This is a genomic window from Collinsella aerofaciens (assembly GCF_015557435.1).
Classification (GTDB): domain Bacteria; phylum Actinomycetota; class Coriobacteriia; order Coriobacteriales; family Coriobacteriaceae; genus Collinsella; species Collinsella aerofaciens_Z.
Genome location: NZ_JADNOH010000037.1, coordinates 19,335 through 44,256, shown reverse-complemented (window position 1 = coordinate 44,256; position 24,922 = coordinate 19,335). Strand labels below are relative to the sequence as shown.

The following is a 24,922-nucleotide window of genomic DNA, read 5'->3' as shown; positions in this document are numbered from 1 at the left end:
CTATCGAGCCGATTCCTTGTAGAGCAGGTCAACGCGGTCGGCGATGTGGTCGACCTTCGCCGCCATGCCCTGGCTGCGCGCCTGGCTGTTCGCCAGGTCGGCGTGCAGCACCTCGTTGGAGGTCACGACGGACTCCATGAGCGCCTTCATAGCCTCCATCAGCGCGTTGCTGCGCTCCATCTGCGCGGCGATGCGGCCCTCCATCTGGCTGCGCTCGCGGTCGCGCTGCGCCCGCTCGTTCACCTCGTCCTGCTTTCGCTCTTCGCGCTTGAGGTCGATGTTCGCCTTGCGCTCGTTCTGGGCCTTGAACTCTTCGAGGAACTGCTTGCCGAAGTACAGGACCACTAGGACGAGCAGCGCGCCGAAAAGCGACCCGGGGCCGTACGGCGCGAAGATTTCCAGCACGTCGGTCATTCGTTTTCTCACCTCCTCGAATCGCTGCCGCGATTGTCCGCGAGGTGTCGCCGGGCAAAAGAAAAGCGCCCCCGAAGGGGCGCTCGCTACTCCTGCGGCGCTTCCGGCTGGTCGGGCTCCATGGCTTCCAGCTCGTTGATGCGGTCGCGCCACGTCTGGCGCTGCGAGATGATCTCGGCCACCTCCTTGGCAGCTGCGGCGATGGCCGAGAGCAGGTCGGTGATGGACGATGCGGAGAAGATGCGCTCCACCGCCTTCATGACCTTGTAGTCGCTCTGCTCAAGCTGCTGTTTGTAGCCGTTGATCTCCCCGGCGATTTCCTGTTCCGTCATGGGTCGCTCCTTCTGTTGCTAGGGTAGGGGCATGTTCCCATCCGTGTCGCCTCCAGGTTTGGATTGCATTGAGCAACCCCCCCCGCGGGATTTCCGAACAGGCTGCGGTACAGCGCGTCCATGGCCCGCACGCTGCGGTGCGCGTCCAGCCGCTTCATGCCTCCGCGCCAGCTCTGGTAGCTCTGCTCCACCTGCTCGGGGGTCATGATGCCATCGGCGACCATGCGGGCCATCTTCTTGAGCTTGCGGCGCTCCCGCGTTATGGAGTCTCGGCACGGCTTCACGACTATGCGGCCCGTCTCCGTGTAGAAGATGCGCTTCTTCAGCCACGTGAAGCCGCGCGACAGCTTCACCACGCGGGTCTTGCGCGGGTTCAGCTCTATGCCCAGCTCGGCGCACTTGCGCCCTATCAGCAGCAGGCACACCTGCAGGTACTCCTTGCTCTCGTGTATGAGGTAGAAGTCGTCCATGTACCGCCCGTACGCCTCGGGGCGCAGCATCTCGGTCACGTAGTGGTCGATGCGGTTGGGGTGTGCCACCGCGCATATCTGGTTCGGCTCGCTGCCCAGCCCCAGGCCCACCTCGCCCTGCGCGTCAATCAGGCGGTGCTCAAGGGCGATCACGCGCGGGTCGAGCAGCGCGGCGGCAACCTGCTCCTTGACGGGGCCGTGCGCTATGCGGGCGAAGTAGTCGGAAAAGTCGCCAAGCAGTATGTAGCCATCGCCACCGTGCCTCCTCCAGTTGTCGGCCAGGTGGCGCTTGAGCAGTTTCAGGGCGTAGTCGGTGCCGCGCCCCTTTATGTTCGCGGAGTTGGCGGCTATGAGGGTGGGGGCTATGGCGGGAACGAGCGCGTTTTGTGCCAGGGACTTCTGCACCACGCGCTCGGGGAAGTGCACGGCGCTGATATGGCGCAGCTTGCCGCGCTCCCACAGGTCGAACCGTATGAAGCCCCGGCATATGTCGCGCCCCTCCAAAAGGTCGCGGCGGGACAGGACGGCGTTGCGCAGGTAGCTTCTCATGTACCGCTGCGTGGACGACTTCCACATCACGCCCCGCGCGGCCTGCTTCGATGCCTTGCACAGGCTGTTGAGGTCGGCCACCGTCTCAAGGGTGCACGCCTTGACGCGCTCGGCCTTGGCCTGCGCGCGCTTCTCCTCGCGGCGCTTGCGGCGCGCCGCCCGCCTTTGCTCGGAGTTCACAGGAGGCACCCCGCGCGGCTTGCAATGTGGCTCTGGCAGCCGCTTGAGGTATGGCCATGAAACGCGGCGAAGCCACGGAGCGCCGCGCCATGCAAGCAGCGTCCGGCCACCCTCGCGGGGTGCGTATTTACGGGCGCATGCCCGACGGTCGCGCCTTCCTTCCTCTTCGCGCTCTGCTTTCGGCCCTGGGGCCTACTCGGTCTGGCAATAAGGGAATCCGGGGCGGGGGCGAACCCAGACGTTCGTCGCCGAGTTGTAGTTGGCATTGCCGTTGTTGTTGACATAGCACACGTTGGACGCGGAGCCCGACGCAACGGAACGCAGCCACCAATTGTACCGATAAACAAGGCGCGACCGCCGCCCATTATAGCGAACGCAGGCGCTCTAGCTCGGCCTCGGCCTCGGCTATGCGCTCCTCGGTGGACTTCTTGCCGGTGACGCGCACGTTCTTGCGCGCGCCCTTCAGCAGCCTGATCTCCTCCTCGACCATGGCCGCCAGCCCCTCGAAGCGGTTGGCGTTCACGGGCAGGCCGATATCCATGAGGCACTGCATGTCCAGCATAAGCTGCTCGCAGTCCGCTATGGCCAGCGTCAGGTAGCGTTTCCTCTCCAGCGCGTTGAACGAGCTGTTGGGATAGAAGCAGTCGGCGCGGTTGACGTTGTACACGATGCTGCGTGCCGTCTCCACGGTCGGCACCGCGTTCAGCAGACGGTAGGCCTTCGGAACCACGGAGGAGGACGCCATCAGCTTGTTGACCTCCACGCGGATGGCGATGGCCTGCGTGAAGAACTTGTACTCGGACACCTCGCGGTTGCGCTGGTAGACGCCGCTCACGTGCACCTCCTGGGGAAACTGGCGAAAAAAACGGCCCGCTTCGCGGGCAGGAGGCGACCGCGCAAGGCGGTCGCCTAAAAGCAGAGTATAGAGCACTCGGCTGGCTAGCCGACGAGGAAGCCGGGGCGGGGGCGAACCCAGACGTACGCCGCCGAGTGGCAGGTGGCATAGCCGTTGTCGCTGACATAGCACACGCTGGACGCGGAGCCCGACGCAACGGAACGCAGCCACCAACCGTCCCGACTTCCGTTGACTCGGTGCGCCGTGTCTCGGAACAGGTCAAACTGGCAGTCGAAGCCGACCGACCAGCCTGGCGTCCCCCACACGGGGCAGCCGTACACCTCCATCTCCGACAGCGAGAACACCTTGCCGATATCCTGCCAGCTCCACGAGTTGGAGTCGTTGAGCGCGCCGCTGGCGCTGTACCGCTCCTCAAGCAGCACGCGCTGGGTAAGCAGGTACTTGGTCAGCCCCTCGGGCAGGCACGCCTCGAAGGCCGTCTCCCACGCCTTGAGGTTGCTGTTGGGGTAGGGGCATTTCTGGTCGGCGGTGCCCTGGTTCGTGTTGGTCGTGTTCCACATCAGGAAGCTGTCGTTGGCAACGCCGGTCACGGTCTTGGCCACGGCGATGGGCGCGGAGGCCACGAACGCGATATGGTGTCCCTTGCTGTTGTCGCCGCAGTAAAGGTACGGGTCGATGTGGGCAAGCAGGAACCGCACAGATTGCTGTGTGGTGACGGCGGATGCGCTCACAAGCGGCACGTCCAGGTAGTCGCCCACGCGCAGGCCTGCGAAGTTCGCGGCGGCGATGCGCTTATGCAGCGCGTCGTACACGCTGCCGCTGCCGATCTCTCCCGCCAGGATGGTGGCGATGTTCTGCCCGCCGTACTTGCCGATTTGGCCCTGGCGGTTGTACTCGGCGTTGTTGAGCGCCGTCTGCGCGTTGCTGCGCGCGGTATCGTCGATGACCTCGTAGCCGATGCCGCCCACTGACAGGGTTTTCGCTTGTGCCATTTCGTTGCCTTTCTACTTGAGGTTGAGGGTTGTGCCGGACGCCGTGCAGGTGCTCCCGAACGTGATGGTGCTGCCAGATGCACTGGCCTTGGAGGCGGGGCAGTACACGGTGCCGTCGTCGTAGATGAACGCGTCCGTGGCGTCGGCCAGCTTGCCGTACAGGTCGGCTATCTGCTGCTTCTGCTTGGCCATGTCCGAGCTGCCCGCGCTGCCCTGCGCCACGCTGTTGGCTATCTGCAGGGCGATGTTTGCCGCCGCGCCGGCGTTCGAGGCCGCGCCGTTTGCCGCAGCCGTGGCGGCTTGCGAGGCCGTCTTCAGCTGCGACGCCTCGGTCACGCGGTCGCTTTCCGCCGTGGCTCGCTTCTTCTCGGCCTCTGCGCGCCTGGTTTCGGCGGTCTGGCGTGCCTTCTCGTTCGTGGCGCGCTGGTTTTCCGCGCTCGCGCGGGAGGCCTCGGCCTTCTGCATCTGCGCGTTCAGCGCGCTCACGTCGGCTAGCTGCCCTTCGAGGTTCGCGATGATCGCCTCCACCGCATCGACGTACGGGCCGGATATCTCGCCCGACGCGCTCGCCGAGGGCAGCACGTTCACCAGGACGTTCTCGGTGGTGGCGTCCAGCCCTGCCGCGTTCCGCACGCGCACGTAGCACACCTTGAGCAGCCCGGCCACGCCGAAGACGGCGGGGTTGACGGTCACGGTGGCCACGTTGTCGCTGATGCCCGTGAACTGCTGCTCCACGTAGGTGTGGTCGGGCTTCGCAGCCATGAGGTGCACCTTGCAGCCCGTCAGGGCCGCCTTCTTGTCGCCGTCGTAGATGGCGGCCTTCAGGACCTCGGCGCTGTCGCCCTGGTGCACGGTGATGACGGGCGGCGCTATGTTGGTCTTCTTGAGGTTGAGCGTAAGCTCGTGCGTTGCCATGCCTCATTCCTTTCCTTCGGCCGCAAGTGTCCGCGATATGTCGCCGGGCTGCGCTCTGTGGACCCCGCATATCTCCTCGTCGGTGAGCGCCGAGAAGTCCACGGCGTTGGCCTCGCCGCCTTCCGCGTCCATGACGGCCACGGGGCTGGACACGAGCGTGAAGCCGCCCTTGCCGTCGAACTCGAACACGTCTTCCGATTCCACGATGGCCCGCGCCGTGGCCGGGTCGCTGATGCACTCGAACACCGGAAGCGCCTCGGGCGGCTTCGGCGCGCCGTCGAGCGCCTGCGGCGCTTCGGGCTGCTGCACAAGGTGGTAGAACATTCCGTTTCCTCTCTCGCTGGTCTAGTTTCCCGTGATGCTGCTCATGCCGGTGATGATTCCGTTCACCACGTTGATGGTGCCCCACGTCCAGTTGTTGCCGTTGTTGGTGATGCACCCGATGAACTGCGTGGAGCCCGTGTACCCGTAGGTGCCGCCGCTGCTCGGACTGGTTCCTATGGCGAACTTCGGGGCGAGTATCCTGGCGGTGCCCGACGACCCAATGTCTGCGCGGCTGCTATCCAGGTACACGTAGTTGTTGGAGTTCTCCTGCAGCTTCACGTACGCCGAGCCGCCCGCGTTGCTGTTGCCGCTCTTCATGTACAGCTGCTCGTCGGGATGGCTCATGTAGCCCGCGTAGTAGGGGGTCGTCAGCCACGTCTGGCGGTAGTAGCGGTTGACTGCCAGGAAGCCGTAGCCGCAGGTGGATATGCCCACGCCGTCGGTCGAGCTCGCCGTGGGGCTGTCCTTCGCGTGGACGGCCTCGATGGTGCAGTACTCGGTCGAGCCGTTCACGAACGACGCTCCCGGGTGGTTGTTCGTCGTCGTGCCGGTGGTGATGTAGTTGGTTGACGACGTGCCGACCATGTTGCAGCGGAACATGGAGGTGCTGCCCACCAGCACGGTGCCCGCGATGATGGAGCCGTTCTTGTCGTATATCTGGAAGCCGTTGGTGGCGTTGATATAGACCCTGTTGCCGTTGCTGTCGGTCATGAAGATGGAGCCGTCGCGCAGGTAGAAGGCCCCGCTGTCGAGGTCCCAGTACGAGTTCCCGCCTTTGATGCGGCCCGTGGTCAGCTCGTCGGCGGTCACGCCGTCGCCGGTTATGGCCGTGCGCCACTTCCACGCGCCGCTGGAGTACTTGGAGTTGGCCACGCCGATGATTCCGCCGCCTATCTTGACGCACTTGGTGGCGCTCTCGGGCTTTTTGTCGTACACCAGGATGCCTTGGCCGGGCTCCTCGTACACCCAGCCGCCCGTGGTGTTCACCTCGCTGTTGAGCATGCCAACGATCTTCTTGCGGATATCCGTCGGCAGCTGGTCGAGCTGTTTCTGCAGCCCATCCACCTCGCCCTCGGCGCTCGTCAGCCGTTCGTCCAGCTTGCCCGTGACGCCTTCCAGGTACTCCTTGTTGGCCTCGTCTATCTGCTTGAGCACGCTCTCGCTTTGCTCTATCGACGTGTCGGTGTACAGGCGCAGCACCTCGTCCAGGTCCAGGTTGCCGTCGTCGGAGTACTTCTTCAGTGCCTCCTCCAGCGTGGTGTCCCCGTTGTCGGCGTACTCCTTGAGGGCCTTGTCCAGCTCGTCCCTTATCTGGTCGGTGTAGTCCTGGGCGGCGCCGCCGACCTCCTTGGCGTACGCCTTCTGGCGCTCCTCGGCGGCCGCCAGGCTCTCGCCCCATTTGCCGGTCGATGCCTTGTTCGAGGCGTTCACGGCCTCGGTCACGGTCGCCCGGATGGTCGAGGCGGTGGACTTGGTGGCCGACTTCTGCGCGGCCATCAGCTCGGCGACCGTCTGGTAGTTGCCGAACGTGTAGGTGACCTCGCCGGGGCGCAGCTGATCCTCCACCACCTTGGTGATGCGGGTGCGCACGCGCAGCGGCGGGTCGTACACCTTGTCCACCACGGTCACCAGGTCGCCCTCGTCCGCGCCCTCGAAGCCCTCGCCGGCGCGCGCAAGCGCCACGGCGTCCACGGTGTAGGACACGGTGGGCACGCACGACTGCGCCAGCTGCGCCTCGGTGAGCTTCTTCAGCTCGGCGGTGTCCTCGCAGTCGGAGAACTCCACGTCGCCGAACACGTGCGCCTTGCCGCCCTTGCCGTCGGGCCGTCCCCAGCGCGCCAGCGCGTCGGCCGACCCCACCCAGTTCTGCCCGCCGTTCACGTCGCCGAAGGTCAGCTTGCGGTCGTAGCCGCCCGTCAGGTTGCCGTCCTCGTCGGCGGTCTGCAGGGACTTGCCGTAGCCGTACAGGGCGGTGCACACGTTGCCCTCGTCCACGCTGCGCTTGACGCTCACGAGGTCCTTGGCGTAGGTGAAACGCTTGCCGTTGTCCTCGCCGACCTGCTTGGCCATGCACACGCGGCGTGCGGTCACCTTGGTGCCGCTCACCTGGATTTCGAACGACAGCTCGCCGCCCCAAGTGTCTGCCACGTCGTGGATGGCCGCCCATGCGTTGGTGTGGTAGAAGTTCGTGCCGGCCTGCCCGAGGTCGGCCACGGTTCCGACCTGCCAGCGCGAGGAGGACAGCGCCGAGGCCAGCGCGGCGTAGGCGCTCACGTCGTAGGGGCGCTTGTCCTCCAGGTAGTCGCCCAGGAGCTCGATTTGCGCCGAGGTCGGGCAGTAGTACGTGTAGAGGATGCCCGCGCTTGCGCGCTCCTCTTCCACGCCGTCCACGATGTTCTCGTGCCAGCGGCCCTTGAGGTCGCGCCACACCAGGCGGTCGCCCTTGTCCAGGCGCGCCAGCGTTGTGATGCTCAGGGCGTTCTCGCCGTTGACCTCGCGCGTGTCCTCGCACTCGAACAGCGTCTTGATGGGTCCCTTGTACGCCTCCCAGCGGTCGCATACCCACAGAATCATCAGCCCACGTACCTTTCCGTCCACTGTACCGTCGCGGTGCCGCTGGACAGCTTGAGGCTGTTGGCCCCCGGCTCCAGCGGGAAGAAGTCACTCTCGAAGGTCACGGGCGCGGGGCTGCCGTCCACCGTGGCCTGCGGGGCGGCCATGTCGATGACCACCGCGCTCGATGCCGTCACCGCCTTGTCGATCTGCACGAACTCGCCCGTGCCCATGTTCGTCAGCCGCAGCGCCGACGTGCTGCCGCCGGGCCTGACGGTCACGGTGGGGTAGGTGCGGAACGTCCCGCCCACCTGCACGCCCGAGGTGCCCGACACGGTTGCGCGCCCCTCGGCCCCGTAGGCCACGGGGTCGTATGCCGTGAACGTCAGCGTGGCCTCGCCGGTGTGCCACAACGTGTCGAGCGCGCCCGGCGAGGTCAGCACGGCCATGTAGCGCAGGCCCAGGTGCCTCTCGTCGTCCAGCCACAGCTCGGCCTCCTTGAGGCACAGCAGGCGCGAGGCCATGAGGCGGCGAAGGGCCGCCATGTCGTCGGCGGGGCGCGCCCTCCACGCCGCCGCCACGTCTATCGTCAGGGGTTTCAGCTCTGCGCGCATGAAGCGCGAGCCGGGCTGCCCGGGCACGTCGCGCGTGGCGATTTCGTACTCGGGCAGCAGCGAGCGGGTCACGAGCCGGGTGTCGAACCACGGCGCGAAGTCGAAGCCGTTGTATATCATGCGAAGCACTCCTGCCGTTTGATTTCCTTGGCTATCTGGCGGGAGATTTTCTCGATGTCGGCCTCCTCCCGCACGGTCGCGTACAGGTTGATTGTCACGTTCGTGTCGCCATGGGCCGCGCCGCCCTTGCCGTCGAGCAGCTTGGCGATGCCCTCGGCCAGCGGGCGCGCGCCGCGCTCGTTGAACGGCACCACGCCCTCGGGGCCCGCCTCGCCGACGCCGATGACGCTGGGGCCGTTGAACACGGCGCCCTTGGCGTACCAGTCGACGCCGAAGTGCGGCACGCTCGGCGGGGCGATGCTGAAGCTGCCGGAGATGGACAGGTGCGGCAGCTTCAGGTGGGGCAGCGACCACGAGAAGTTGAAGAACCCCTTGATGGAGTCGATGACGTTGCGCACGGTGTCGCGGGCGTTCTGTATCGGCGTCTCGATGGCGCTCTTGATGGAGTTCCACACGCTGCTCACGGTGTCCTTGGCGGCGTTGAACACGCTGGAGATCGTGTCGCGGATGCCGTTCACGATGCTGGATATGGTGGAGCTGATGCCGCCCCACACGCTCGACGCCGTGCTGCTCACGGCACCCCATATGGAGTCCCACACCGCCTGAATTGCCGACAGCACCGCCGATATGGTGGAGCTGATGGCATTGATGGCCGCGCCTATCGCCGAGCTGATGGCATCCCATATGCTGGAGGCGGTGGAGCTCACCGCGCCCCACACCGTGTCCCACACGCCCTGGATGACCAAAAGGGCTGCGCCTATCACGTCGCTAACGTACTGGATGTATGCGCTCACCGCGCCGTAGATGGCCTCCCATATGGCGCTGGCGGTGCCGCTGATGCCTTCCCACGTCGCGCCCCACCATTCGGAGAGCGCCGTCACCGCGTCGGTGATGACCTGGCTCACCGCGTCGATGTAGCTTCCCACCGCGCTGCAGATTGCGTCCCATGCCGCCGTCAGCTGCTCGCCGAAGTTCTCCCAGATGAAGTTCCAGGGTATGAGCAGCGTCTCGATGGCCAGGTTCAGAATCTCGCCCAGCAGCATCACGGCGACCTGCACCACGTTGCAGATGCCGTCCCAGATGGACGAGGCGGTGCCGGCCAGGCCTTGGAAGAACCCGGCTATGGCGTCGATGGCCCCCTGCACCGTGGAGCAGATGCCGTCCCACACGCCGCCCAGCGTCTCGCCGAGCTGCGAGAATAACTCGCCGACGCTTTGGGCCACGTCGCCCGCCACCTGGGTGGCCACCTCGAACGCGGCGCACACGGCATCCCACACGGCGGTCACCGCGTCGCGGAACTCCTCGCAGTTGTTCCACAGCAGCACCACGGCGGCGATGATGGCCGCTATGGCCGCTACCACGGGATGCGCGGCTATGAGCCCCAGCGCGCCGGTGCCCAGCTTGCCGACCACCTGGAAGGCCGCTCCGATTTTCGGCACGGTGTCCACGACGGTGCCGACCGTCGACAGCACGGGGCCTATGGCGGCCGCTATCGTGGCGATCGCCAGCACGGCGGTCTGGCCGCCCTCGCCGATGCCGGCGAACCACTCGGAGAACGACTTGACGACACCCGCCACGTTGGTGGCGATGTTGAGCAATGGCTCGCCAAGCGGCTCGATGGAGCCCTGCAGCTCGCGCATGGCCTCCTGCGATTTCACGGCGAAGCTGTCGGAGGCGGCCTCCTGGGCCTGCTGCGCAGCGCCCGCCACGTCGCCGAAGCTGTCCTGCACGCCCGCCAGGGACTCGATCATGCCCATGGCATTGTCCTCGCCCAGCGAGGACCACAGGGTGGAGGCCAGCGCGGCCTTGTCGTACTCGTTTGGCATCTGCGTGAGGTCGCCCAGCACCGCCTGCAGCATGTCCTTGGCGGTGGCGCTGCCGTTCTTGAAGTTCTCGAAGACCTCCTGCGTGCCCTCGCTGAACGAGCCGATGGATTCCTCCATGCGGCCGTCGGACAGCGCCGTCAGGAACTCGTTGAGGTAGTCGCCCACCTTGTCCAGGTTGTACGCGCCGTTGGACGTGCCCGCTTCGAGCAGCGAGAAGTACTCGCTGGCGCTCATTCCCGCCTCGCCCCATCGCACGGAGTATTCGCTCAGGTTGTCGCCCAGCTCGTCGGTGTAGTTCAGGCCGCGCTGCATGCCCGCCGTCAGCAGGTCGCTGGCCTCGGTGGCGGACAGCCCGAAGCCCTCCATGAGGGCGTTGGTGCCGCGTATGGACTCGTTCACGTCTGCGCCGAAGGTGTCCGACAGCATGAGTGCGTTGGTGGTGACGGTCTGCAGGTCCTCGTCGGACACGTCGCGAAGGGTGGACTTGCACTGGATCAGCGCATCGTTGACCTCGTCCAGGGACTGGCCCCAGCCACCCTCGTATATGCGCTTGCCTATGCCGCTGAAACGCTCGGCCTCCTCGCCGGACACGCCGAACGCGGCGGCTATGCGGGCGTTGGCCTGCTCGTAGTCGCTGGCCACGCCGAATACGGCCTTGCCGGCGGCCACCACGGGCGCGGTCAGCGTCACCGTGGCGGCCGTGCCGGCCTTCTTGAACGAGGACGACAGCTTCGCGGCCTTCTCGTCGCCCTCGGTTATGTTCTTCCAGGAGATGCCCTGGAGGTCGCGCTCCAGGGCCTTGATGTTCTTGGATACGTCAACGGTGTCGAGCACCGCTTTGATGATGACGTTGCCGTCCATGCTCACCTCGTCGCTCTCTTGAGCGCGGCGAACACATCGCGCATCGCCGCGTCGCTTCCTTCCTCAGAGCCGTGTGAGCTGCGGCCTTTGCCGAGTTCGAACGCCTTGTGGGCGGCGTTCCAGGCCTCGACCTCCTGCCTGTTGTATTTGGTTGGCTTCGGCTTGGTCGCCGGGTTGCGGTAGTGGATGGCCGCGCCGAGCGGCGTGTCCTGCGGGCAGCCGCCCACGAGTGCCACGAACTCGGCAAAGCTGATGCGACCGCGCACCTCGTCCCACTCGATGCCGTAGGCCTGGCGGAAGCTGGTGCGTATGCGCGCCGCGTCCTCCTCCAAGTCCCACAGCGGGGTCTCGTGCGGGCGGTCGCCGGTCAGGTCGAGTCCGCACATGTCCCATACCGCCGCGTCGCGCATCCGCACGAACTCGGCGGCGTCGTAGTCGCATGCGCACCACGCGTCCGCCCAGTCCACGAAGAACAGCGCCAGGAACTCGTCCCGGCGCTGGTCGTCGGACTTGCCCTCGTCGGTCAGCACCTCGATGACGCGGATGATCGTGAGCGCGTCGTCGCGCACCAGCACCTCCTCGCCGTTCCACGGGTAGCGCGTGGCGCTCGTGCCGTCGGGCAGCCGCACCCGCTCGGCCGTGAGCGCGGCTGGCAGCATTACTTGCCGCCCTTCTTCTTGCGCTTGGCCTTGGCGCGGCGCTGGGCGCGGTTGAGCGCCTGGACCTGATCGGCGCGCTCGCTGTATGCAAGGCCGCACGCCATCAGCTGCTCGCTGGTCGCGTGGCGCGCCAACATGTTGAGGAACGTGGCGAAGACCTCGCCCAGGATGCGGATGTTCTCCTCGGGCGCGATGGGGCCCTCGTCGCCGCCCATCCACGCGAGCAGCTGCTCCCAGCCCTCGGTGCCGATGAACGCCGAGATGGTGCGCTTCATGAGGCGGGCCTGCGCGGCGTTGGCCTCGGCCGCCTTCTCGGGGGTGTCGGCCTCGCGGGCCATCTGCTCGTTGGCCTGCGCGCGGTCGATGGCGTTGCCGACCTTGGCCAGGTACTCCTCGATGTGCTTGTCGTCGAACCACACGCGGAAGCGCGGCGTGTCGGGGTTCTCCTCGGGGTCCTCGAAGAACACGTCCTCGTACGCGCGGATGTTTTTCAGAAGCTCCATTTGTTGCCCCTTTCGTGAGCGGTGAGCGTCGGGCATAGAAAAGGGGCGCGGGCCGCTCACTAGCCCGCGCCCCCATGTCCAGGAGGTTATGTCTGGTGTCGCCTGCGGCTACTTCGCCGCCACGGTGACCTTCACCTGCGTGCAGATGCTCGGCTTGGACGCGCAGCGCACGGTGATGACCGCCTCGCCTGCGGCCACGCCCGTCACGTTGCCGTCGCTGTCGACGGTGGCCACGTCGGTGTTGCCCGATGCGAAGAAGCACTTGGCGTTCGCCTCGGCGGGCGTGACGGTCGGCGCGAGCTTCATGGACTTGCCCACGGCCGGGCCGGTCGGCGCGGTGCAGGTGACGCCCGTGGGCTGCTTGAGCTTGTTGGCGGGGATGTAGCGCATAGCGCCAGCGCCCGAGATTGTGCAGGAGAACGCGCCGGGGTCGGACGCCGCGCCCTGCTGCGAGCCGACGGTCAAGCCCAGGTAGGTGCAGTCGCCCTCCACCACGTCGCCGTTGGGGTCGGTGTGGCGGAAGTGGCCCGTGCGGCCCTCGCCGGTCTCAAGCGCCAGGCTGGCAACGAAGTCCTGCGCGGGGTCGCCGTAGCAGCGGTCGCCTGTGACCTCGTACTGCGGCTGCACGCTCTTCACCTTGTCGGTGGGAGTGCCGTAGCCGTCGTAGTAGTCCTTGGTCTCGGTGGTCTCGTTGGTGGTCGGCTTCACCTCGGTGATGCCGCGCGAGAAGATGGCCCACGTGGGGCTGGCCGCGTCTGGCGTGGTGTCGATCTCCAGCGCGCTCATATAGTTGGGCGCGAAGCCCAGGTCTTGGTTCTTTGCCATCGTTATCCCTTCTCTATGGTTATGGTCGCTTTGATTCGGAACTCCCACAGGTACGGCCCGCCCTCCGGCGGCGTTATCTCCTGCGGCTCTGTGTACAGCGCCGCGCTGGTGAAGCCGTAGGAGCCGGTGGGCGAGGACAGGTCGGCCCCGTCCAACGCGTCGGCCAGGTCGTAGGCGTCGCCCATGGCCTTGGCCTCGGAGGTGTCCTTCACGATGACCTGCAGCACGTATCCGACACGGCGGGTGCCGTCCATGTGGCGCACCGCGTCGGCCGTGGGCATGGGCCTCAGCACCACCGCGTCGTCGTGGCCGCGCGATGCTGCCAGGCGGGTGAGGAGCACCGGGCCGTAGCCCAGGGCCTCTATGGCGGCCTTCGCCGCCTCCATCACGTCCGGGGCCATGTCACGCCCCCTCGGTCAGGAGGTCGACGGCCAGGCGCTCCCAGTCCTCGCCGTGCGCTTCCTTCGCGGCCTTCGGCCAGTCGGCCTTGGCCCTCGGGTTCTTGCCGTGCTTGATGGAGCTGTCGGGCAGGTCGCGCACGTAGGCGGCGTAGTCGGCGTCCCATATGACGAGGCCCTGCCTGAAGTCGGAGGCGGCCTGCATGGAGTTGTGCATGCGCTTGGTGTCCTCTGGCGTGAACGCGTTCATGTCCTCGGCCACGCTCATGGCGAACTTCACCTGCTTGGCCTCCAGCTCCTTCGCGCTGAAACGCTTCATGAGCTTGGTCAGGTCGACCGTAACTGCTGCGGGCATGGCTACCTCACCTCCAGTTCCCAGTGGTGGGGACGGGTGCCGAACGCGCGGCGGGGCGTGCACCTCGCCACGTTCATCCACTCGCCCCCGTCGATGCTCACGCGGCTGCCCACGGGCACGTCGAACATGCCGGGGCTGTCCGCGCCGTCTGCTATCACGAGGCCCTGCGCGCCGTCGCCCAGGGCGTATTCGCGCACGAGCCACGCCGAGACGGGCTCGAAGCGCACGCGGCGCACCTCGACGGGCTGCTCGAACTCGCCGCCGTAGCCGCCCTCCCTGGGCACCTTGACGGACATGGTGGAGGGCCGCGCCGAGCGCGGCACCCGCATCATCTGGTACCCCCGATGCCCGCGTAGAGCAGCGGCGTTCCAAGCAGCTCGCGGCGGACGGCGGCCTCCATGTCGCTGCGGTAGGTGCTGGCCCCTTCGGTACCGGGGTTCCACGAGAACGAGCCGACGGTGAAGCCGCCGCCCTCCATGATGCCGCCCGAGCATCCGTATGCGGCGTCGACCTCGCAGGCCGCCATGACCGCGCGCGCCCACTCCTCGGAGCCGTCCGGCTCGTTGGGGAAGATCAGGTCGCGCACGGCTGCCGTGGCGTGGGGGAGCGCCGCCTTGAACTCCTCGGCGGACAGCTCCCCGCGCCCGGCTGCCAGGTAGTCCTCGTGGGTCGGGGCTCTAGTTTCCATCGTCCTCGGCCGCCTCGGGCTTTTCCGCCTTGCCCTTGGCGGGCTGCTCGTCTGCGGCCTTCGCCTCGGGCTTTTCCGCCTTGCCCTTGGCGGGCTTGGCCTTCTTCGGGGCCTCCTTCTCGAAGGCCAGTCCAACTGTGCGCATGTCGCGCCTCCTTCCTATGCGGCCTTCATGCCTGCGGTGATGTAGTGCGCCAGGTTCTCGCGGACGCCGCACACGCCGTACTTGCGGTACTTGAACAGGTGGCCGAAGCCCTGCTGGTTGTCCTCGGCGTCGATGACCTTGCCGTGCGCGAAATTCCAGCGCAGCACCACGGCGTCCTTGTGGACGATGAGGAAGTTCATGTCCACCGCGCCGGTGCCCTTCTTGTAGTGGCCGATCTCCTCGTCCTTGGTGGTGCCGTCCAAAAGGTCGATGGCGCTGTAGAAGCGGGACTGCGGCACCTTCACGATGGAGGAGAAGCCGTCCAGCGCCTCTCGGGACTTGGTGGTGTCCAGGTCCTTCACCATACCCAGCAGGGTGGGGGTGATGAACAGCACGCGGCCCTCTTCCGGCACCTCCTTCTCGTCCATGTCGCACATGGCGGCGTTCAGGCCCTTGAGCATGTCCGCGCCGTCGGAGTAGGTCTTCTGCTCCTTGGTGATGCCGGTGCCTGCGCACAGCGTGGAGAACACGAACGCGTCTCCCTCGGGCACCACCTTGGTGCGGTTGAAGTGCGCGGCGGCGTTGCCGAACGCCAGATTGAAGGACTGGGCGTCCACTTTCTGGTCGATTTCCAGGATGGTGCCGCGGTCGTAGTTGGCGCTGATGGGCTTCCAAGTCAGGGACGCGCCGCTGTTCTGCGGCAGTCGCCCGTTGGCCTGCACGTCGCCCAGGCCACCCATGGAGTAGACGGGGTAGTAGAACTCGCCCAGCTGCTCCATCTGCGCGATGTTGCCCTGCGGCGCGGCGCTCTCAAGCACTGCGGTCAGGGATTCCTTGCGGTACGCCTCCATGAGCACGTTCTCGTAGCCCTTGGGCAGTTCGATGCTGTTTGGCATGATTTACTCCTTTGAAGATTCGTCGGTGAGTCCGAAAGCTGCGCGGAAGTCGGCCAGGCCGTCGGAGCCTGCGCCGCCCTTGGGGTCGCCGCCCGCGCTCTCGCGGGGCTGGTCGGTGAACATGTAGGCGTTATCCTTCTTCAGGGCCTCGAAGTCGATGCCCGTGAGGTTGCCCTGCTCGTCCAGCTTCGCGTCAGCGATGTTCGGGATGATCGCGCGCGCCGCCTTGGCGTTGCGCACCCCCATCTGCGCCAGCTTGGTGTCGATGGCGAAGTCGCGGCGCATGTCGGCCTCGCGCTTCTCGGCGTCGGCCTTGTACGCCTCGTTGTCGGCCTTGGCCTTGTCGAGCGCGGCCTGCAGTTCGTCGGCGTTGCCCGCCTTGGCGGTGAACTCCTCGATCTGCTTGTCGCGCTGCTCCAGCTCGGCCTTGAGGGCCTTCACCTGCTCCTGGTACTCGTCGGTCTCGCGCTTGTACTTCGCGTAGGACACGACCTCCTTCGCGGGCTCGGTCTGCTGGCCGTTGTCGCCGCCCTCGTTGCCCTGGGGCTTGTTGTCGTCCGCCATCGCTTGCTCCTTCCGTGTTTGGTTGTCGCGCTTCCCTGCGCGCTTGGATGGCCCGCCGTTGTCGCCGCGGTCGCGTGCGGGGCATGTTGTCGCCGCCCCATCGCGTGACCGCATCTTCCCCGAGGTGTCGCCAGGCAAAAGAAAAGGCCGCCCGTGATGGGCGGCCTTGATGCCGTGCGTCTACTCGGTTGTCGCTTGGTCTACTTCATCAGCCCCGCGTCGCGCAGAACCTTGCGGGACTTGGCGAAAAGCTCCTCGCGCTCTTCTTTGGTCAGCTTTTCGGCGGCTTTCGACTCGGAGGCGCTGTCATCTATGACGAGCACCCAGTCCTCTGGCGTCACTTCTTTTTTGTCAGCCTGAACCATTTCGCTTCCTCGTTTCGCTCGTAGAGCATTTCGGTGGCAAGCTGGTCGATAACGTCGCCGCCCGCGTTCGGGCACTCTCTTTTCGCCAGCTCTCGCAGCTCCTCGTACGCTTGTACGACGCTGCGGTCGTTCACCTTGATTTCGTAGATTGTACCATCGTGGCACGCCACCACCGAGCTGCGCACCCAGTCGTTTTCCGCCACCGTTCGAATGTCGGTCCACGACGGCGGCGAGCTCATGGGGTGGTTGTGAATCAGCACCACGCCGCCCTTGGTGCGCCTGCACGCCTCCACCTGCTTGGCGGTCAGGCCGCACGCCTGGCTCTTCAGGCCGTGTCCGAAGGTGTCGGTGACGCGCTCGCCCTTCTTCCACGACACGACGGACATGCGTTCGTATCCCGTGCCGTCGCGGTCGCGCAGGATGCGGCGGCTCTCGGCGTACACGGCCTCGCTTGCGCGCTTCGGGATGGGGAGGGACGCCACCTTGTCGTGGTAGGCCCTGCCGTTCACGGCGCGGCGGCTCACGTCTGCGGCGGTGCCCGCGCCCTTGCCCGGCATGAACTTCTCGCGCACCCAGGTCTTGTCCGTGGCAAGCGGGTAGATGCGCTCCTTCGATTCCACGGCGGCCTCGCGCGTGCGCTCGCGGGACAGGTAGGGATGGGCGGCTATGTGCTCGCGCTGGCGCTTCTGCAGCTTGCCCAGGCGCAGGCGCTCCTTGGTGTTGTCGAGCCCGGCGGCCTCCAGGGCCGTTGCCTCGCGCTTGGCGGCGCGTATGCCGCGCTCAAGCTCGCGCTGCTTCTGCTCTGCCTGGTATCGCTCCTCGCGCTTCTCGTCGCCGCCATCGGGATCGCGCTCGTACCGCAGCTGCTGGCCCTCCACGTAGATGCCGAAGTCGTGCTTGCAGTTCGCGCCGCACAGGCCATCGACAGAGCCGTAGCCCGTCTCGCGGTAGAACGGCGGGTACTTCTTGGACTTGCCCGACAGACTGAACACGCGGCCCTGCCACTTGGCGTGGCTCTCGCGCGCCCCGCCGTGCGAGGAGGTCTGCACGAGGTCGTGCCCGGTCTCTTCAAGCAGCTCCAGCGTGTTGCGGCTGCCGGCCTGCACCGCCTGCGTGCGAATGTGGCGGCGCATGGCCACGTCGGGCTGCGCCCACACCCCGCTCTTGTAGTCCACGACGGACACGCCGCGCCGCGCCAGCTTCAGCACGGCCTCGCGGGTGGCCTGCTCGTAGCCCGCCATGCCCGAGTTCACCCGAGCCACGGCCTGCGCCACGACTTCGAGGTAGGCGCGCTGCACGTTGGCGGGCATCTTCAGGTTGTCGCGGCTCACGACGTCCTGCACTCCCGCCGCCGTGGCCCGCGTTGAGTTGTGCAGTCTCCACTGCATCGTCTTGGACAGCGCGCCCATGGCCGTGCCCAGCGTGGCCAGGTCGGCCTCGGCGCTCTTGGCCACGGCCTCGGCCGCAGCCTTGGCAGCCTCGCGCGCGGCTCTGCGGCCCTCCTCGTTCATGGCCTTCTGCACGTCCTTGGCGGCAAGCGCCGCCTTGCGGGCGGCCTGCGAGTAGGCGCTGTCGCCCTCGAAGTCGATGGAGCCTATGAGCGCGGCGTAGATGCACACCAGGCGCAGGGTGTATTCGTCCATGGCCCCCTGCGCTGCGTCGGTGAAGTGCTCTATGTAGTCCGGCCCCAGCATCAGGCGAGCCCGTCGCCCAGCATGTCGAACGCGCCGCCCTGCTGCTCGGGCACGTTGGCCTTGGCCTCGTTGCTGGTCTCGCCGTAGAAGCGGCGGCGGTACTCCCACGGGGCCATGATGCCCGCGCCGACCTCGCTCATGGCCATCTCGCGCGCGCTCTGCGTGTCGCTGATGATGGAGTCGTCGAAGTCCACGGTGACGTCGCCGTAGGGCACGGCCTCGCCCTTGATGCTGCGGCACGCGTCGGCCATGCCGTTCACGAGGCGCACGATGGACTTGCGCAGGGCGTTCTCGTGCCGGTGGATGGATCGCATCAGCTGCGAGTTGTCGGCCGCCACCTCCTTGGCGGTCTTCAGGCCCGTGTGCGACTCCCAGGAGAAGTAGCCGTTGCCGAAGCCGCACGCCACCGACAGCAGGCGCAGGCCCGTGTTGATGGCGCTGGCGTTCTCGTCGGCCTTGAGGTCGCTCTGAACGGTCTGAATCTTGGCCGACCCCTCGTCGCCGGGGTTCATGCTGAAGATGGTGTCGTCGGCCTCGCCGAAGGCGTAGTAGGTCTTCGTGAGGCTGCCGTCCGGCCCCTTGTCGGTCTTGGACTCTATGAGGGTCTTGTCCACGAACGTGCGCGGGCGGCCCACGCGAATGTGGTCGAGCAGGGAGGTGGCGGCCTCGTCGACCACCTTCATGGCCCCCACGGCGTTGCAGTACACGCTCGCGCCCATCGCGCAGTAGTCGTAGAAGCGGTTCGACACGGCGGGGCGCACCAGCGCGAAAAGCGGGCGGGTGCAGCGCGTGTCCATGTCGGCGCTGATGCCCTCGACCGCCACCTGCTTGTGCGTGCGGGTGTCGAACAGCTGCGTGAGGATGTGGTAGGTGCCGCCCTTGAGCACGTGCGCCTGGCACTGGTCGTAGTCGCGCCCGGCGACCTCCACGCGGCCCACGAACGCGCACTGCGTGCAGTCGTCGGCGCTCCACGTGAGCGGGACTATCTGCGTGGCGTCGTAGCGCACGATGCGCAGCTCGGCGTCGGGCGTGTAGGTGCTGTCGGTCACGCCTCGCGGCTCGATGACCCACGCGCCCGTGCCCATGGCGAACGCGCGGGCTATGAAGTCGGCGTTGTCCATGGCGAACGATGTGGGCGCGTCGCCGTCCTCTGTCGGCTGCGGCGCGTCCTGGCCGCCCTCGGGCCCCTCGTCGCCGACGCCGCCCGTCGCCGTGGGGTTGGCGAAGTAACGCGCCATCCAGGCGCGGCGCTCGTCGCTCGTGCTGGAGATGATCGTGCTCTCGTTCATGAGCAGGCTGGCCCACTCGTCGGCCACGAGCGCCGCCGGGTGCAGGCTGGCGCGCTCGCGCTTGTACACGCGGAAGCCGCGCCGCTCGCTGTAGTGGTACCAGCTGTTGTTCGCCGCGAACCAGCCGAACCATACGCCCACCATGCCCTGCATGCGGGTGTCCGGCTGGTATCCCATGCGGCGCAGCCACGCCTCGGCGTAGCCCGTGTTGCCTCGCTTCTCCATCAGAGGTTGCTCCTTATCCACAGTCCTGCGGCGTAGCCCGCCGCGTCTATCGCGTCGTCGTTCACCTTCGGCAGTGTCTCGGTTATGTCGCCCTGCCCGTTTGACACGTACTCGTACTCGGGGAACTCCTTGGCGGCGAGCGGGCAGCGGTCGGGGTCGATGACTATGCGCGTGAGGTTCTGCATCCACCTGATGCGGTTCTTGGGCGCGTTTAGGCCCTGCTTGAGCGATTTCTGCGCGCCGATGCCCTGCTCCTGGTAGTAGAGGATCATGCCGCGCGCCGCGCTGTCGCACCACACGTCGGCGGCGGGGTCCTCGGCCGCCTGCAGCTTGGCCGCCACCAGCTCGGCGGTCTTGACGTCGATGGCCTCGGTGCCCTGGCGGCTCTCCTCGTCCAGCAGGTACAGCACGCGCTCGTTCTCGTCGTATCCCGCCTCCATGAACACCCACGGGTGCACGCTGCCCGCGTCCACGCCGAACGAGCGCAGGGAGATGGACGCGCGCTCCTCGTCCGTTATGGGGCGTATGTCCAGCAGCTCGTCGGGGAACACCTCGGAGCCCGTGCCGATGACCTCGCCGAGCCATTGCCAGCGGTAGGACTCGGGCGTCTTGCGGCGGCTGCGCTCGGCCTCCGCCAGCGCCGTGGCGCTTATCCACTCGGGGTGCTCGTCTATGACGTCCAGGTACGTGGTGTGGCATATGAAGCGCCCGTCCTCGCCCGGGTGGGCCTCCAGGTCGCGCGCCTCCTTGTTCACCCAGTTGCGAGCCGAGCGGGGAGGGTTGTAGCTGTAGAAGACCCAGAACATGTCGCCGCCGCGCAGGAACGTGGCCAGCACGCTGCGCACCTCGTCCATGCCGTCGAACTCGTCGACCTCCTCGAACCACACCACGGCGCAGTAGCCGGTGCGGAACTTCGCCGACTTCAGCTTCTTGGGCTTGTCGCATCCCACAAAGCGTATGACCTGCCCGGTGGGGCGGTACGTCACCTCCATGGGCGACAGGCCGAAGTCGAACAGGCGGGCCACGCCGAGCACGTCGCACGCCCAGCCTATCTGCTCGTACACGGACGTGCGCAGCGTGTTGCCGACCTTGCGCAGCACGACGGCGTTGGCCTCCGGGTTGAGCATGACCAGCAGCACGATGGCGATGGATATGAACGACGACTTGGTGGAGTTGCGCCCGCCCTTGAACCAGTAGTGCGTGAACTCGTGCGCCTTGATGGAGCGCCACACGCCGGCGAACACGGAGGCCACGACGTCCGAGAGCCTAACCGAGGTCGTCAACGATGGTCACCCCCGCCTCCGCCATGGCGGCCTTCGCGCCGTCCACGCCGAACATGTCGTTGAGCAGCTTCACGCTCTCGGTTATGGCCAGGCGTGCGTCGCCGTTGATGCTGCCCTCGGCCGCCTGGCGGCGGAAGATGGGCAGCGCGCCGTCCAGCACCTCGAACAGCGGGGCGGCGGCGTCCTGCAGCTCCCATCGGCAGTCCTTGGCGGCCGCGTCGCGGATTTCCTGGATTCTGTGCGCGATTCGTGGGTCTCGCATCAGCTTGGAGGCGGCGCAGCTTATCGAGTTGTAGTTCATGCGCTTGCAGTCGTAGGCCGCGCGGTACGCGTCCTGCTGCTTTGCGCGGGGCTTGGCCATCTCGCGGGCGAACGCCTCCTGCTTCGCCGTGAGCGGCTTGTCCTTCTTGGGCACCTGCGGCCTCCTTCCCTTATCTCTCGGCCCATATGGTCGCAAGCGTGTCGCCGGGCACGGAAAAGGCCGCCCCGAAGGACGGCCCTCTGCCTGTTTCCGTATTCGGTTGCCCCTATCCGCACGCCGCCACGGCCATGGCCATGAGCCCGAGCGCCAGCGCCCTTATGGCGTAGATGGCCGCCGCGTCTATGGCGATTGCCGCCGCTATGAACAGCAGGCACCCCCAGTTGCATCCCGGGCGGTTCATCGCTCCTCCCACTCGATGGTGCCGTCGTCGTACTCGGCCTTGAGCCATTCCAGGTAGTCGGCCTCCTCGCAGAAGCTGGCCAGCAGCCGCTTGCTGGTAGTGCAGCTGCTCATGCGGCTCGTCTCATACACGGCGATGAAGAAGGGCCACGAGTGGAACTCCGTCTCCGTGTGGATGGCCCGCTCGGGCGTGCCGAAAAGGTGCTCCCAGTTCGTCATCGCGCCCCCTCCTTCGCGCTCGGCCCGACCTTGCGGTAGGTGAAGTCCTCGAACAGGTGGCCGCACCAGCGGCAGCGGTCGCCGCCCTTGGGCAGGTGGTGCCAGATCTCGCGCATGCCGCACTTCGGGCAGCGCACCTCGATACTGGGTCGGCGCTTCGGCTTCTCGGTCTGCTGCTCCATGGCTACTCCACCGCCATCCGCATGGCCGGCTTCATGGCCCCGCGCAGTCTCTTGGCCAGCTCCTCGGCCGTTACCTCGGCCTTCACCTCCACGTTCACGTCGGGCATCGCGAAACCGTGCGCCTCTTCGGCCTTGAGGCAAGGCATGGCGGCGTCCTGGGCCGCGCCCTTGAGCGTCGGTGACGCTGCCGCCCTCGGCTCGCAGCGCCCCAGCCACAGCTCGCACTCGTCCAGCTTCGTGAGCGCCAGGGCGCGCTCGCGGCTCGCCTCGTAGGCCGTCTCGATGCCCTTGCGCAGGTTCTGCACGGCCGTCTCTTCGGTTCCGGCGTCCAGCTTTTCGCGCAGTAGGGCGTTCTCGAACCTCAGGTTGCGAGCCTCGCGACGCGGCACTGCTACCGTATGACTTTGCTGCTCGCCCCAGCAGTCCTCGCACAGCGGCGCGTCTACGCCCATGTTGTCCTGCCGCAGGGCGTCGATATCGCGCCCGCAGGTATCGCAGATGATTCCCATGTCTACTCCCTTCCTTCCGGCTTCACCGCGCCTGCGAGGAACCACGCCCGCAGGCTCTCGGCGCACTCCGGGCACAAGGCCCTCGCCTTGCCGTCGATTCGCGCGCTGTTCCCCAGCACCATCTTGGCGTAACCCGCCAGGGTCGCCGGCACCTCCTTGCCGCAGCGTTCGCATGCGCACATGTACAGCCTCATGCCTGCTCGCCTCCCTTCGGCAGAGCGTCGGCGATTCGGTCCCAGTCGGTGGCCGGCCTCTCGCAGGGGTACTCGTAGGCCCCCACGCACGGCACCGGCAGCACCGCCATGCCGTCGTGCTCGCCTGCGTACTCGTCTGCGTCCGATCTGCTCTCGAATGCCAGCACCACGTCGCTCTCCGTGGCCACCGCGTAGATCTTCTTCATCGTTTCGTCTCCTATTCGAACTCGAAGCACTCGCATGCCTCGCTTGTCTCGTCCACCGCCTCCACGTCGGGGCCGCCGCCAGTCATGGCGTCGCAGGCGCACACGGCCTCGCCGCCAGCGCCCTGCACACGGCCGCAGAAGCGGCACTCCCGGCACGTGCAGCCCTCCCACGGGTCGGGCCGGTTCCACGGTGCCCTGGGGTCGGACTCGAAGCAGCCCGGCGGCAGGTTCCACCCGCTTGAAGGCTCGTACCCGCTCACATGCACCGCCTGCCCCTCGGCAGCCGCCCCCAGCCGTCCATGGCCAGGGCATCCGCGTACTTGGTCGGTTCCGGCAGCAGCAGGTACTCCCAGTGCCCCGAGCCCGGCGGGGCGGGGCGGTTGAACCTCTGCTCGGCCCTGACCCAGCGGAAGTGCAGCCGGTTGGCGTGCGCCAGCCCGTGGCAGCCGCTGCCGTTGCCGCTGCCGCACAGCATCACCGTGGGCTTGGGAACCTCGCGCCCGTCGCGGAACAGCTTGCCCGCCCCGCGCCTCACGATGTGGTGGCGGTTGAGCGGCCACGGCGCGCCGCACACGGCGCACCTGGGCGTCTCGATGCTCGGCCCCTCCATGAGGGGGCGCAGGATCTCGGGCAGCGTGTCAACGTTTGCCATTCGATAGCCTCCTGTCCCTGCCTTGCAGCTCGTACTTGTCGCACATCTCCGACAGGCGGCTCACGATGGCCACCGCCGTCTCCTCGTCGCCGTTCTTGGCCAGGCGGCGTATGAGGTCGCCCTTGCCGTACTGCGTGGTCACGACCACGGGCCTCATGTTCTCGTACCTGTCGTTCACGACGCGGAACACCTGCCCCAGCGTCCAGTCGGTGGGGGACTCCTTGCCCAGGTCGTCCAGCACCAGGCACCCCACGCGGGAGAGCCTGGACAGCACGCCGTCCTCGGTGCCGTCGCCGCCGTAGGTGCCCTTGATGGCGGCCAGCACGCCCAGCATGTCGGTCACCCTCACGCTGGTGCCGCCGTCCACCAGGAGCCGCGCCACGGCGCTCGCCAGGTGGGTCTTGCCGGTTCCCACGGGGCCGCAGATGTACGCCCCGCGCCCTTGCTCAACCTTCGCGGCAATGCCCTCGGCCATGGGGGAGGCGGCTGTCATGAAGCGGGGCTTGATTCCGGCCCGCTCGTAGGCCCGGCGGCGTTTGGCTGCGGCCTCCTCGGCCTTGGCCCTGGCCTCAAGGCGCGAACGCTCGTCGCGCTCCGCCACGGCACCCGGGCAGCCGCACGGCTTCCAGCCGCAGAAGGTGCGGCGGCCAGCCAGCACCACGTAGCGGACCTCCAGCTGCGCCCCGCAGTGGGGGCACTCAGTCGTACTCGGCATAGCCGTCGGCCTCCTTCCGGGTCCTCGGGCCGCTGTTCACGTAGTCCTCGAACTTCGGCGAGAACAGCGTGGAGGGCCGCAGGTACTTGGCCATCTTCGGGTCGCCCGCCCACTCGGCTGCCATCGTGTCGATGACGGCCAGGAAGTCGGGGAGGCGGTAGCCCTCGGCCCAGCGGGCGTGTATCAGCCTGCGGGTCTTGGCGCTGCTTGAGCGGTAGCGGGTGCCGGCTGCCTCGTTGAGCGCATGCACGATTTCGTCAAAGGGGATTAAGGGGTTATCTATATACTCAACCTCAACCTCTGCATTGCCGCAACTCGATGCGCCTGCATGTGCATCCGCATCTGCTTGCGCATGTGCGGCTGCATCTGTATCCGCATATGCTCCCGCATGTGCTTGCGCATCGGCTTGCGCCCGTGCCGCCGCATCGTCCACCGCGTCTTCCTTCCCCGGCCTGTTGCCCCAGCGGGCGTTGGCCGCCTTCCTTGCGCGCTCGCTCTTCTCGTCGCCCATGTCGAGCCTGCCCTTGAGCACCAGGAAGGTAGGCAGCCACGCGGGGCTGCCCTGCGGCTCCTTGCCCGTGAACCGGTACTCGACGATGGCGTAGATGAACGGCGCGCGCTGCTTCTCGGGCATGGCCTGCGCGGCCGCCCAGAAGTCGTCGTGTATAACCATGCCCATAGTGTCGCCG

Annotated in this window: 35 protein-coding genes and 1 pseudogene; all 36 read right to left on the bottom strand. The window is 67.0% G+C overall.

From position 1 onward, the window contains the following. On the bottom strand, positions 1-426 hold the full coding sequence (locus I2G43_RS02960; RefSeq protein ID WP_233514508.1) for a hypothetical protein: 426 nt from the start codon (positions 424-426) through the stop codon (positions 1-3). Between the two features lie 74 nt (positions 427-500). Continuing rightward, positions 501-746, bottom strand: a complete 246-nt coding sequence (locus I2G43_RS02955; RefSeq protein WP_117637890.1) for a hypothetical protein — start codon at positions 744-746, stop codon at positions 501-503. Then, a complete protein-coding gene (locus tag I2G43_RS02950; RefSeq protein WP_324249487.1) occupies positions 743-1,945 on the bottom strand; it encodes an RNA-directed DNA polymerase in 1,203 nt (400 codons plus the stop codon). The genes I2G43_RS02955 and I2G43_RS02950 overlap by 4 nt, the downstream gene beginning before the upstream one ends. Positions 1,946-2,137: 192 nt before the next feature. Beyond that, positions 2,138-2,275: pseudogene (locus I2G43_RS10685) on the bottom strand (DUF6273 domain-containing protein); the annotation flags it as partial. Positions 2,276-2,309: 34 nt separating this feature from the next. Then, the gene (locus I2G43_RS02945) at positions 2,310-2,780 is read right to left on the bottom strand and encodes a hypothetical protein (RefSeq protein WP_324249486.1); all 471 of its coding nucleotides are present in this window, start codon (positions 2,778-2,780) and stop codon (positions 2,310-2,312) included. A gap of 104 nt (positions 2,781-2,884) precedes the next feature. After that, a complete protein-coding gene (locus tag I2G43_RS02940; RefSeq protein WP_195535010.1) occupies positions 2,885-3,793 on the bottom strand; it encodes a DUF6273 domain-containing protein in 909 nt (302 codons plus the stop codon). Between the two features lie 12 nt (positions 3,794-3,805). After that, on the bottom strand, positions 3,806-4,708 hold the full coding sequence (locus I2G43_RS02935) for a BppU family phage baseplate upper protein (protein ID WP_195535009.1): 903 nt from the start codon (positions 4,706-4,708) through the stop codon (positions 3,806-3,808). 3 nt (positions 4,709-4,711) lie between these two features. Continuing rightward, positions 4,712-5,032 (bottom strand): hypothetical protein, encoded by a 321-nt coding sequence (locus tag I2G43_RS02930; RefSeq protein WP_117637887.1) that lies wholly within the window; start codon positions 5,030-5,032, stop codon positions 4,712-4,714. 21 nt (positions 5,033-5,053) lie between these two features. Continuing rightward, complete coding sequence (locus I2G43_RS02925; RefSeq protein WP_195535008.1) at positions 5,054-7,606, bottom strand: phage tail spike protein; 2,553 nt, start codon at positions 7,604-7,606, stop codon at positions 5,054-5,056. Continuing rightward, positions 7,606-8,319: a distal tail protein Dit gene (locus tag I2G43_RS02920; protein ID WP_117637885.1), complete on the bottom strand. Its 714-nt coding sequence runs from the start codon at positions 8,317-8,319 to the stop codon at positions 7,606-7,608. The genes I2G43_RS02925 and I2G43_RS02920 overlap by 1 nt, the downstream gene beginning before the upstream one ends. Further along, a complete protein-coding gene (locus I2G43_RS02915; protein WP_195535007.1) occupies positions 8,316-11,006 on the bottom strand; it encodes a phage tail tape measure protein in 2,691 nt (896 codons plus the stop codon). Before I2G43_RS02915 ends, I2G43_RS02920 begins: the two co-directional genes overlap by 4 nt. A gap of 2 nt (positions 11,007-11,008) precedes the next feature. Then, entirely contained in the window at positions 11,009-11,665 is a 657-nt protein-coding gene (locus I2G43_RS02910) for a Gp15 family bacteriophage protein (protein WP_161160595.1), read from the bottom strand. After that, positions 11,665-12,168: a hypothetical protein gene (locus I2G43_RS02905; protein ID WP_158573936.1), complete on the bottom strand. Its 504-nt coding sequence runs from the start codon at positions 12,166-12,168 to the stop codon at positions 11,665-11,667. Before I2G43_RS02905 ends, I2G43_RS02910 begins: the two co-directional genes overlap by 1 nt. A 108-nt stretch (positions 12,169-12,276) precedes the next feature. Continuing rightward, positions 12,277-12,993: a phage tail tube protein gene (locus tag I2G43_RS02900; protein WP_117637882.1), complete on the bottom strand. Its 717-nt coding sequence runs from the start codon at positions 12,991-12,993 to the stop codon at positions 12,277-12,279. A gap of 2 nt (positions 12,994-12,995) precedes the next feature. Then, the gene (locus I2G43_RS02895; protein WP_161160593.1) at positions 12,996-13,394 is read right to left on the bottom strand and encodes a phage tail terminator protein; all 399 of its coding nucleotides are present in this window, start codon (positions 13,392-13,394) and stop codon (positions 12,996-12,998) included. A gap of 1 nt (position 13,395) precedes the next feature. Continuing rightward, a complete protein-coding gene (locus tag I2G43_RS02890; protein ID WP_118349157.1) occupies positions 13,396-13,746 on the bottom strand; it encodes a minor capsid protein in 351 nt (116 codons plus the stop codon). 2 nt (positions 13,747-13,748) lie between these two features. Next, entirely contained in the window at positions 13,749-14,042 is a 294-nt protein-coding gene (locus tag I2G43_RS02885) for a putative minor capsid protein (RefSeq protein ID WP_147336073.1), read from the bottom strand. Between the two features lie 32 nt (positions 14,043-14,074). Further along, entirely contained in the window at positions 14,075-14,434 is a 360-nt protein-coding gene (locus tag I2G43_RS02880; protein WP_117637878.1) for a hypothetical protein, read from the bottom strand. Beyond that, positions 14,424-14,579, bottom strand: a complete 156-nt coding sequence (locus I2G43_RS02875) for a hypothetical protein (protein ID WP_158559642.1) — start codon at positions 14,577-14,579, stop codon at positions 14,424-14,426. The genes I2G43_RS02880 and I2G43_RS02875 overlap by 11 nt, the downstream gene beginning before the upstream one ends. Before the next feature lie 14 nt (positions 14,580-14,593). Then, positions 14,594-15,475, bottom strand: coding sequence for a hypothetical protein (locus I2G43_RS02870; RefSeq protein WP_195535006.1), 882 nt, complete (start codon positions 15,473-15,475; stop codon positions 14,594-14,596). Between the two features lie 3 nt (positions 15,476-15,478). Beyond that, positions 15,479-16,039, bottom strand: coding sequence for a phage scaffolding protein (locus tag I2G43_RS02865; RefSeq protein ID WP_195535005.1), 561 nt, complete (start codon positions 16,037-16,039; stop codon positions 15,479-15,481). Between the two features lie 200 nt (positions 16,040-16,239). Then, the gene (locus I2G43_RS02860; protein WP_158573939.1) at positions 16,240-16,404 is read right to left on the bottom strand and encodes a hypothetical protein; all 165 of its coding nucleotides are present in this window, start codon (positions 16,402-16,404) and stop codon (positions 16,240-16,242) included. Then, positions 16,377-18,047, bottom strand: a complete 1,671-nt coding sequence (locus I2G43_RS02855) for a phage minor capsid protein (protein ID WP_195535004.1) — start codon at positions 18,045-18,047, stop codon at positions 16,377-16,379. Before I2G43_RS02855 ends, I2G43_RS02860 begins: the two co-directional genes overlap by 28 nt. 50 nt (positions 18,048-18,097) lie before the next feature. Continuing rightward, positions 18,098-19,387: a phage portal protein gene (locus I2G43_RS02850; protein ID WP_195535003.1), complete on the bottom strand. Its 1,290-nt coding sequence runs from the start codon at positions 19,385-19,387 to the stop codon at positions 18,098-18,100. 224 nt (positions 19,388-19,611) lie between these two features. Further along, positions 19,612-20,895 carry a PBSX family phage terminase large subunit gene (locus I2G43_RS02845; protein ID WP_195535002.1) on the bottom strand — a complete coding sequence of 428 codons (1,284 nt, stop codon included), beginning with the start codon at positions 20,893-20,895 and terminating at the stop codon, positions 19,612-19,614. Then, complete coding sequence (locus I2G43_RS02840; protein WP_117765325.1) at positions 20,879-21,310, bottom strand: hypothetical protein; 432 nt, start codon at positions 21,308-21,310, stop codon at positions 20,879-20,881. The genes I2G43_RS02845 and I2G43_RS02840 overlap by 17 nt, the downstream gene beginning before the upstream one ends. Before the next feature lie 112 nt (positions 21,311-21,422). Then, the gene (locus I2G43_RS10595) at positions 21,423-21,557 is read right to left on the bottom strand and encodes a hypothetical protein (RefSeq protein WP_264297873.1); all 135 of its coding nucleotides are present in this window, start codon (positions 21,555-21,557) and stop codon (positions 21,423-21,425) included. Further along, on the bottom strand, positions 21,554-21,775 hold the full coding sequence (locus I2G43_RS02835; RefSeq protein WP_195535001.1) for a hypothetical protein: 222 nt from the start codon (positions 21,773-21,775) through the stop codon (positions 21,554-21,556). The genes I2G43_RS10595 and I2G43_RS02835 overlap by 4 nt, the downstream gene beginning before the upstream one ends. Next, complete coding sequence (locus tag I2G43_RS02830) at positions 21,772-21,957, bottom strand: hypothetical protein (protein ID WP_117637868.1); 186 nt, start codon at positions 21,955-21,957, stop codon at positions 21,772-21,774. Before I2G43_RS02830 ends, I2G43_RS02835 begins: the two co-directional genes overlap by 4 nt. A gap of 2 nt (positions 21,958-21,959) precedes the next feature. Continuing rightward, on the bottom strand, positions 21,960-22,466 hold the full coding sequence (locus I2G43_RS02825; RefSeq protein WP_195535000.1) for a hypothetical protein: 507 nt from the start codon (positions 22,464-22,466) through the stop codon (positions 21,960-21,962). Positions 22,467-22,468: 2 nt separating this feature from the next. Continuing rightward, the gene (locus tag I2G43_RS02820) at positions 22,469-22,660 is read right to left on the bottom strand and encodes a hypothetical protein (RefSeq protein WP_195534999.1); all 192 of its coding nucleotides are present in this window, start codon (positions 22,658-22,660) and stop codon (positions 22,469-22,471) included. Beyond that, positions 22,657-22,866, bottom strand: a complete 210-nt coding sequence (locus I2G43_RS02815; RefSeq protein ID WP_195534998.1) for a hypothetical protein — start codon at positions 22,864-22,866, stop codon at positions 22,657-22,659. The genes I2G43_RS02820 and I2G43_RS02815 overlap by 4 nt, the downstream gene beginning before the upstream one ends. An 11-nt stretch (positions 22,867-22,877) precedes the next feature. After that, on the bottom strand, positions 22,878-23,126 hold the full coding sequence (locus tag I2G43_RS02810; protein ID WP_195534997.1) for a hypothetical protein: 249 nt from the start codon (positions 23,124-23,126) through the stop codon (positions 22,878-22,880). Next, a complete protein-coding gene (locus I2G43_RS02805) occupies positions 23,123-23,518 on the bottom strand; it encodes a hypothetical protein (RefSeq protein WP_118349165.1) in 396 nt (131 codons plus the stop codon). Before I2G43_RS02805 ends, I2G43_RS02810 begins: the two co-directional genes overlap by 4 nt. Then, positions 23,505-24,233, bottom strand: a complete 729-nt coding sequence (locus I2G43_RS02800) for an ATP-binding protein (protein WP_195534996.1) — start codon at positions 24,231-24,233, stop codon at positions 23,505-23,507. The genes I2G43_RS02805 and I2G43_RS02800 overlap by 14 nt, the downstream gene beginning before the upstream one ends. Then, the gene (locus I2G43_RS02795) at positions 24,217-24,912 is read right to left on the bottom strand and encodes a conserved phage C-terminal domain-containing protein (RefSeq protein ID WP_195534995.1); all 696 of its coding nucleotides are present in this window, start codon (positions 24,910-24,912) and stop codon (positions 24,217-24,219) included. Before I2G43_RS02795 ends, I2G43_RS02800 begins: the two co-directional genes overlap by 17 nt. Positions 24,913-24,922 lie beyond the last annotated feature (10 nt).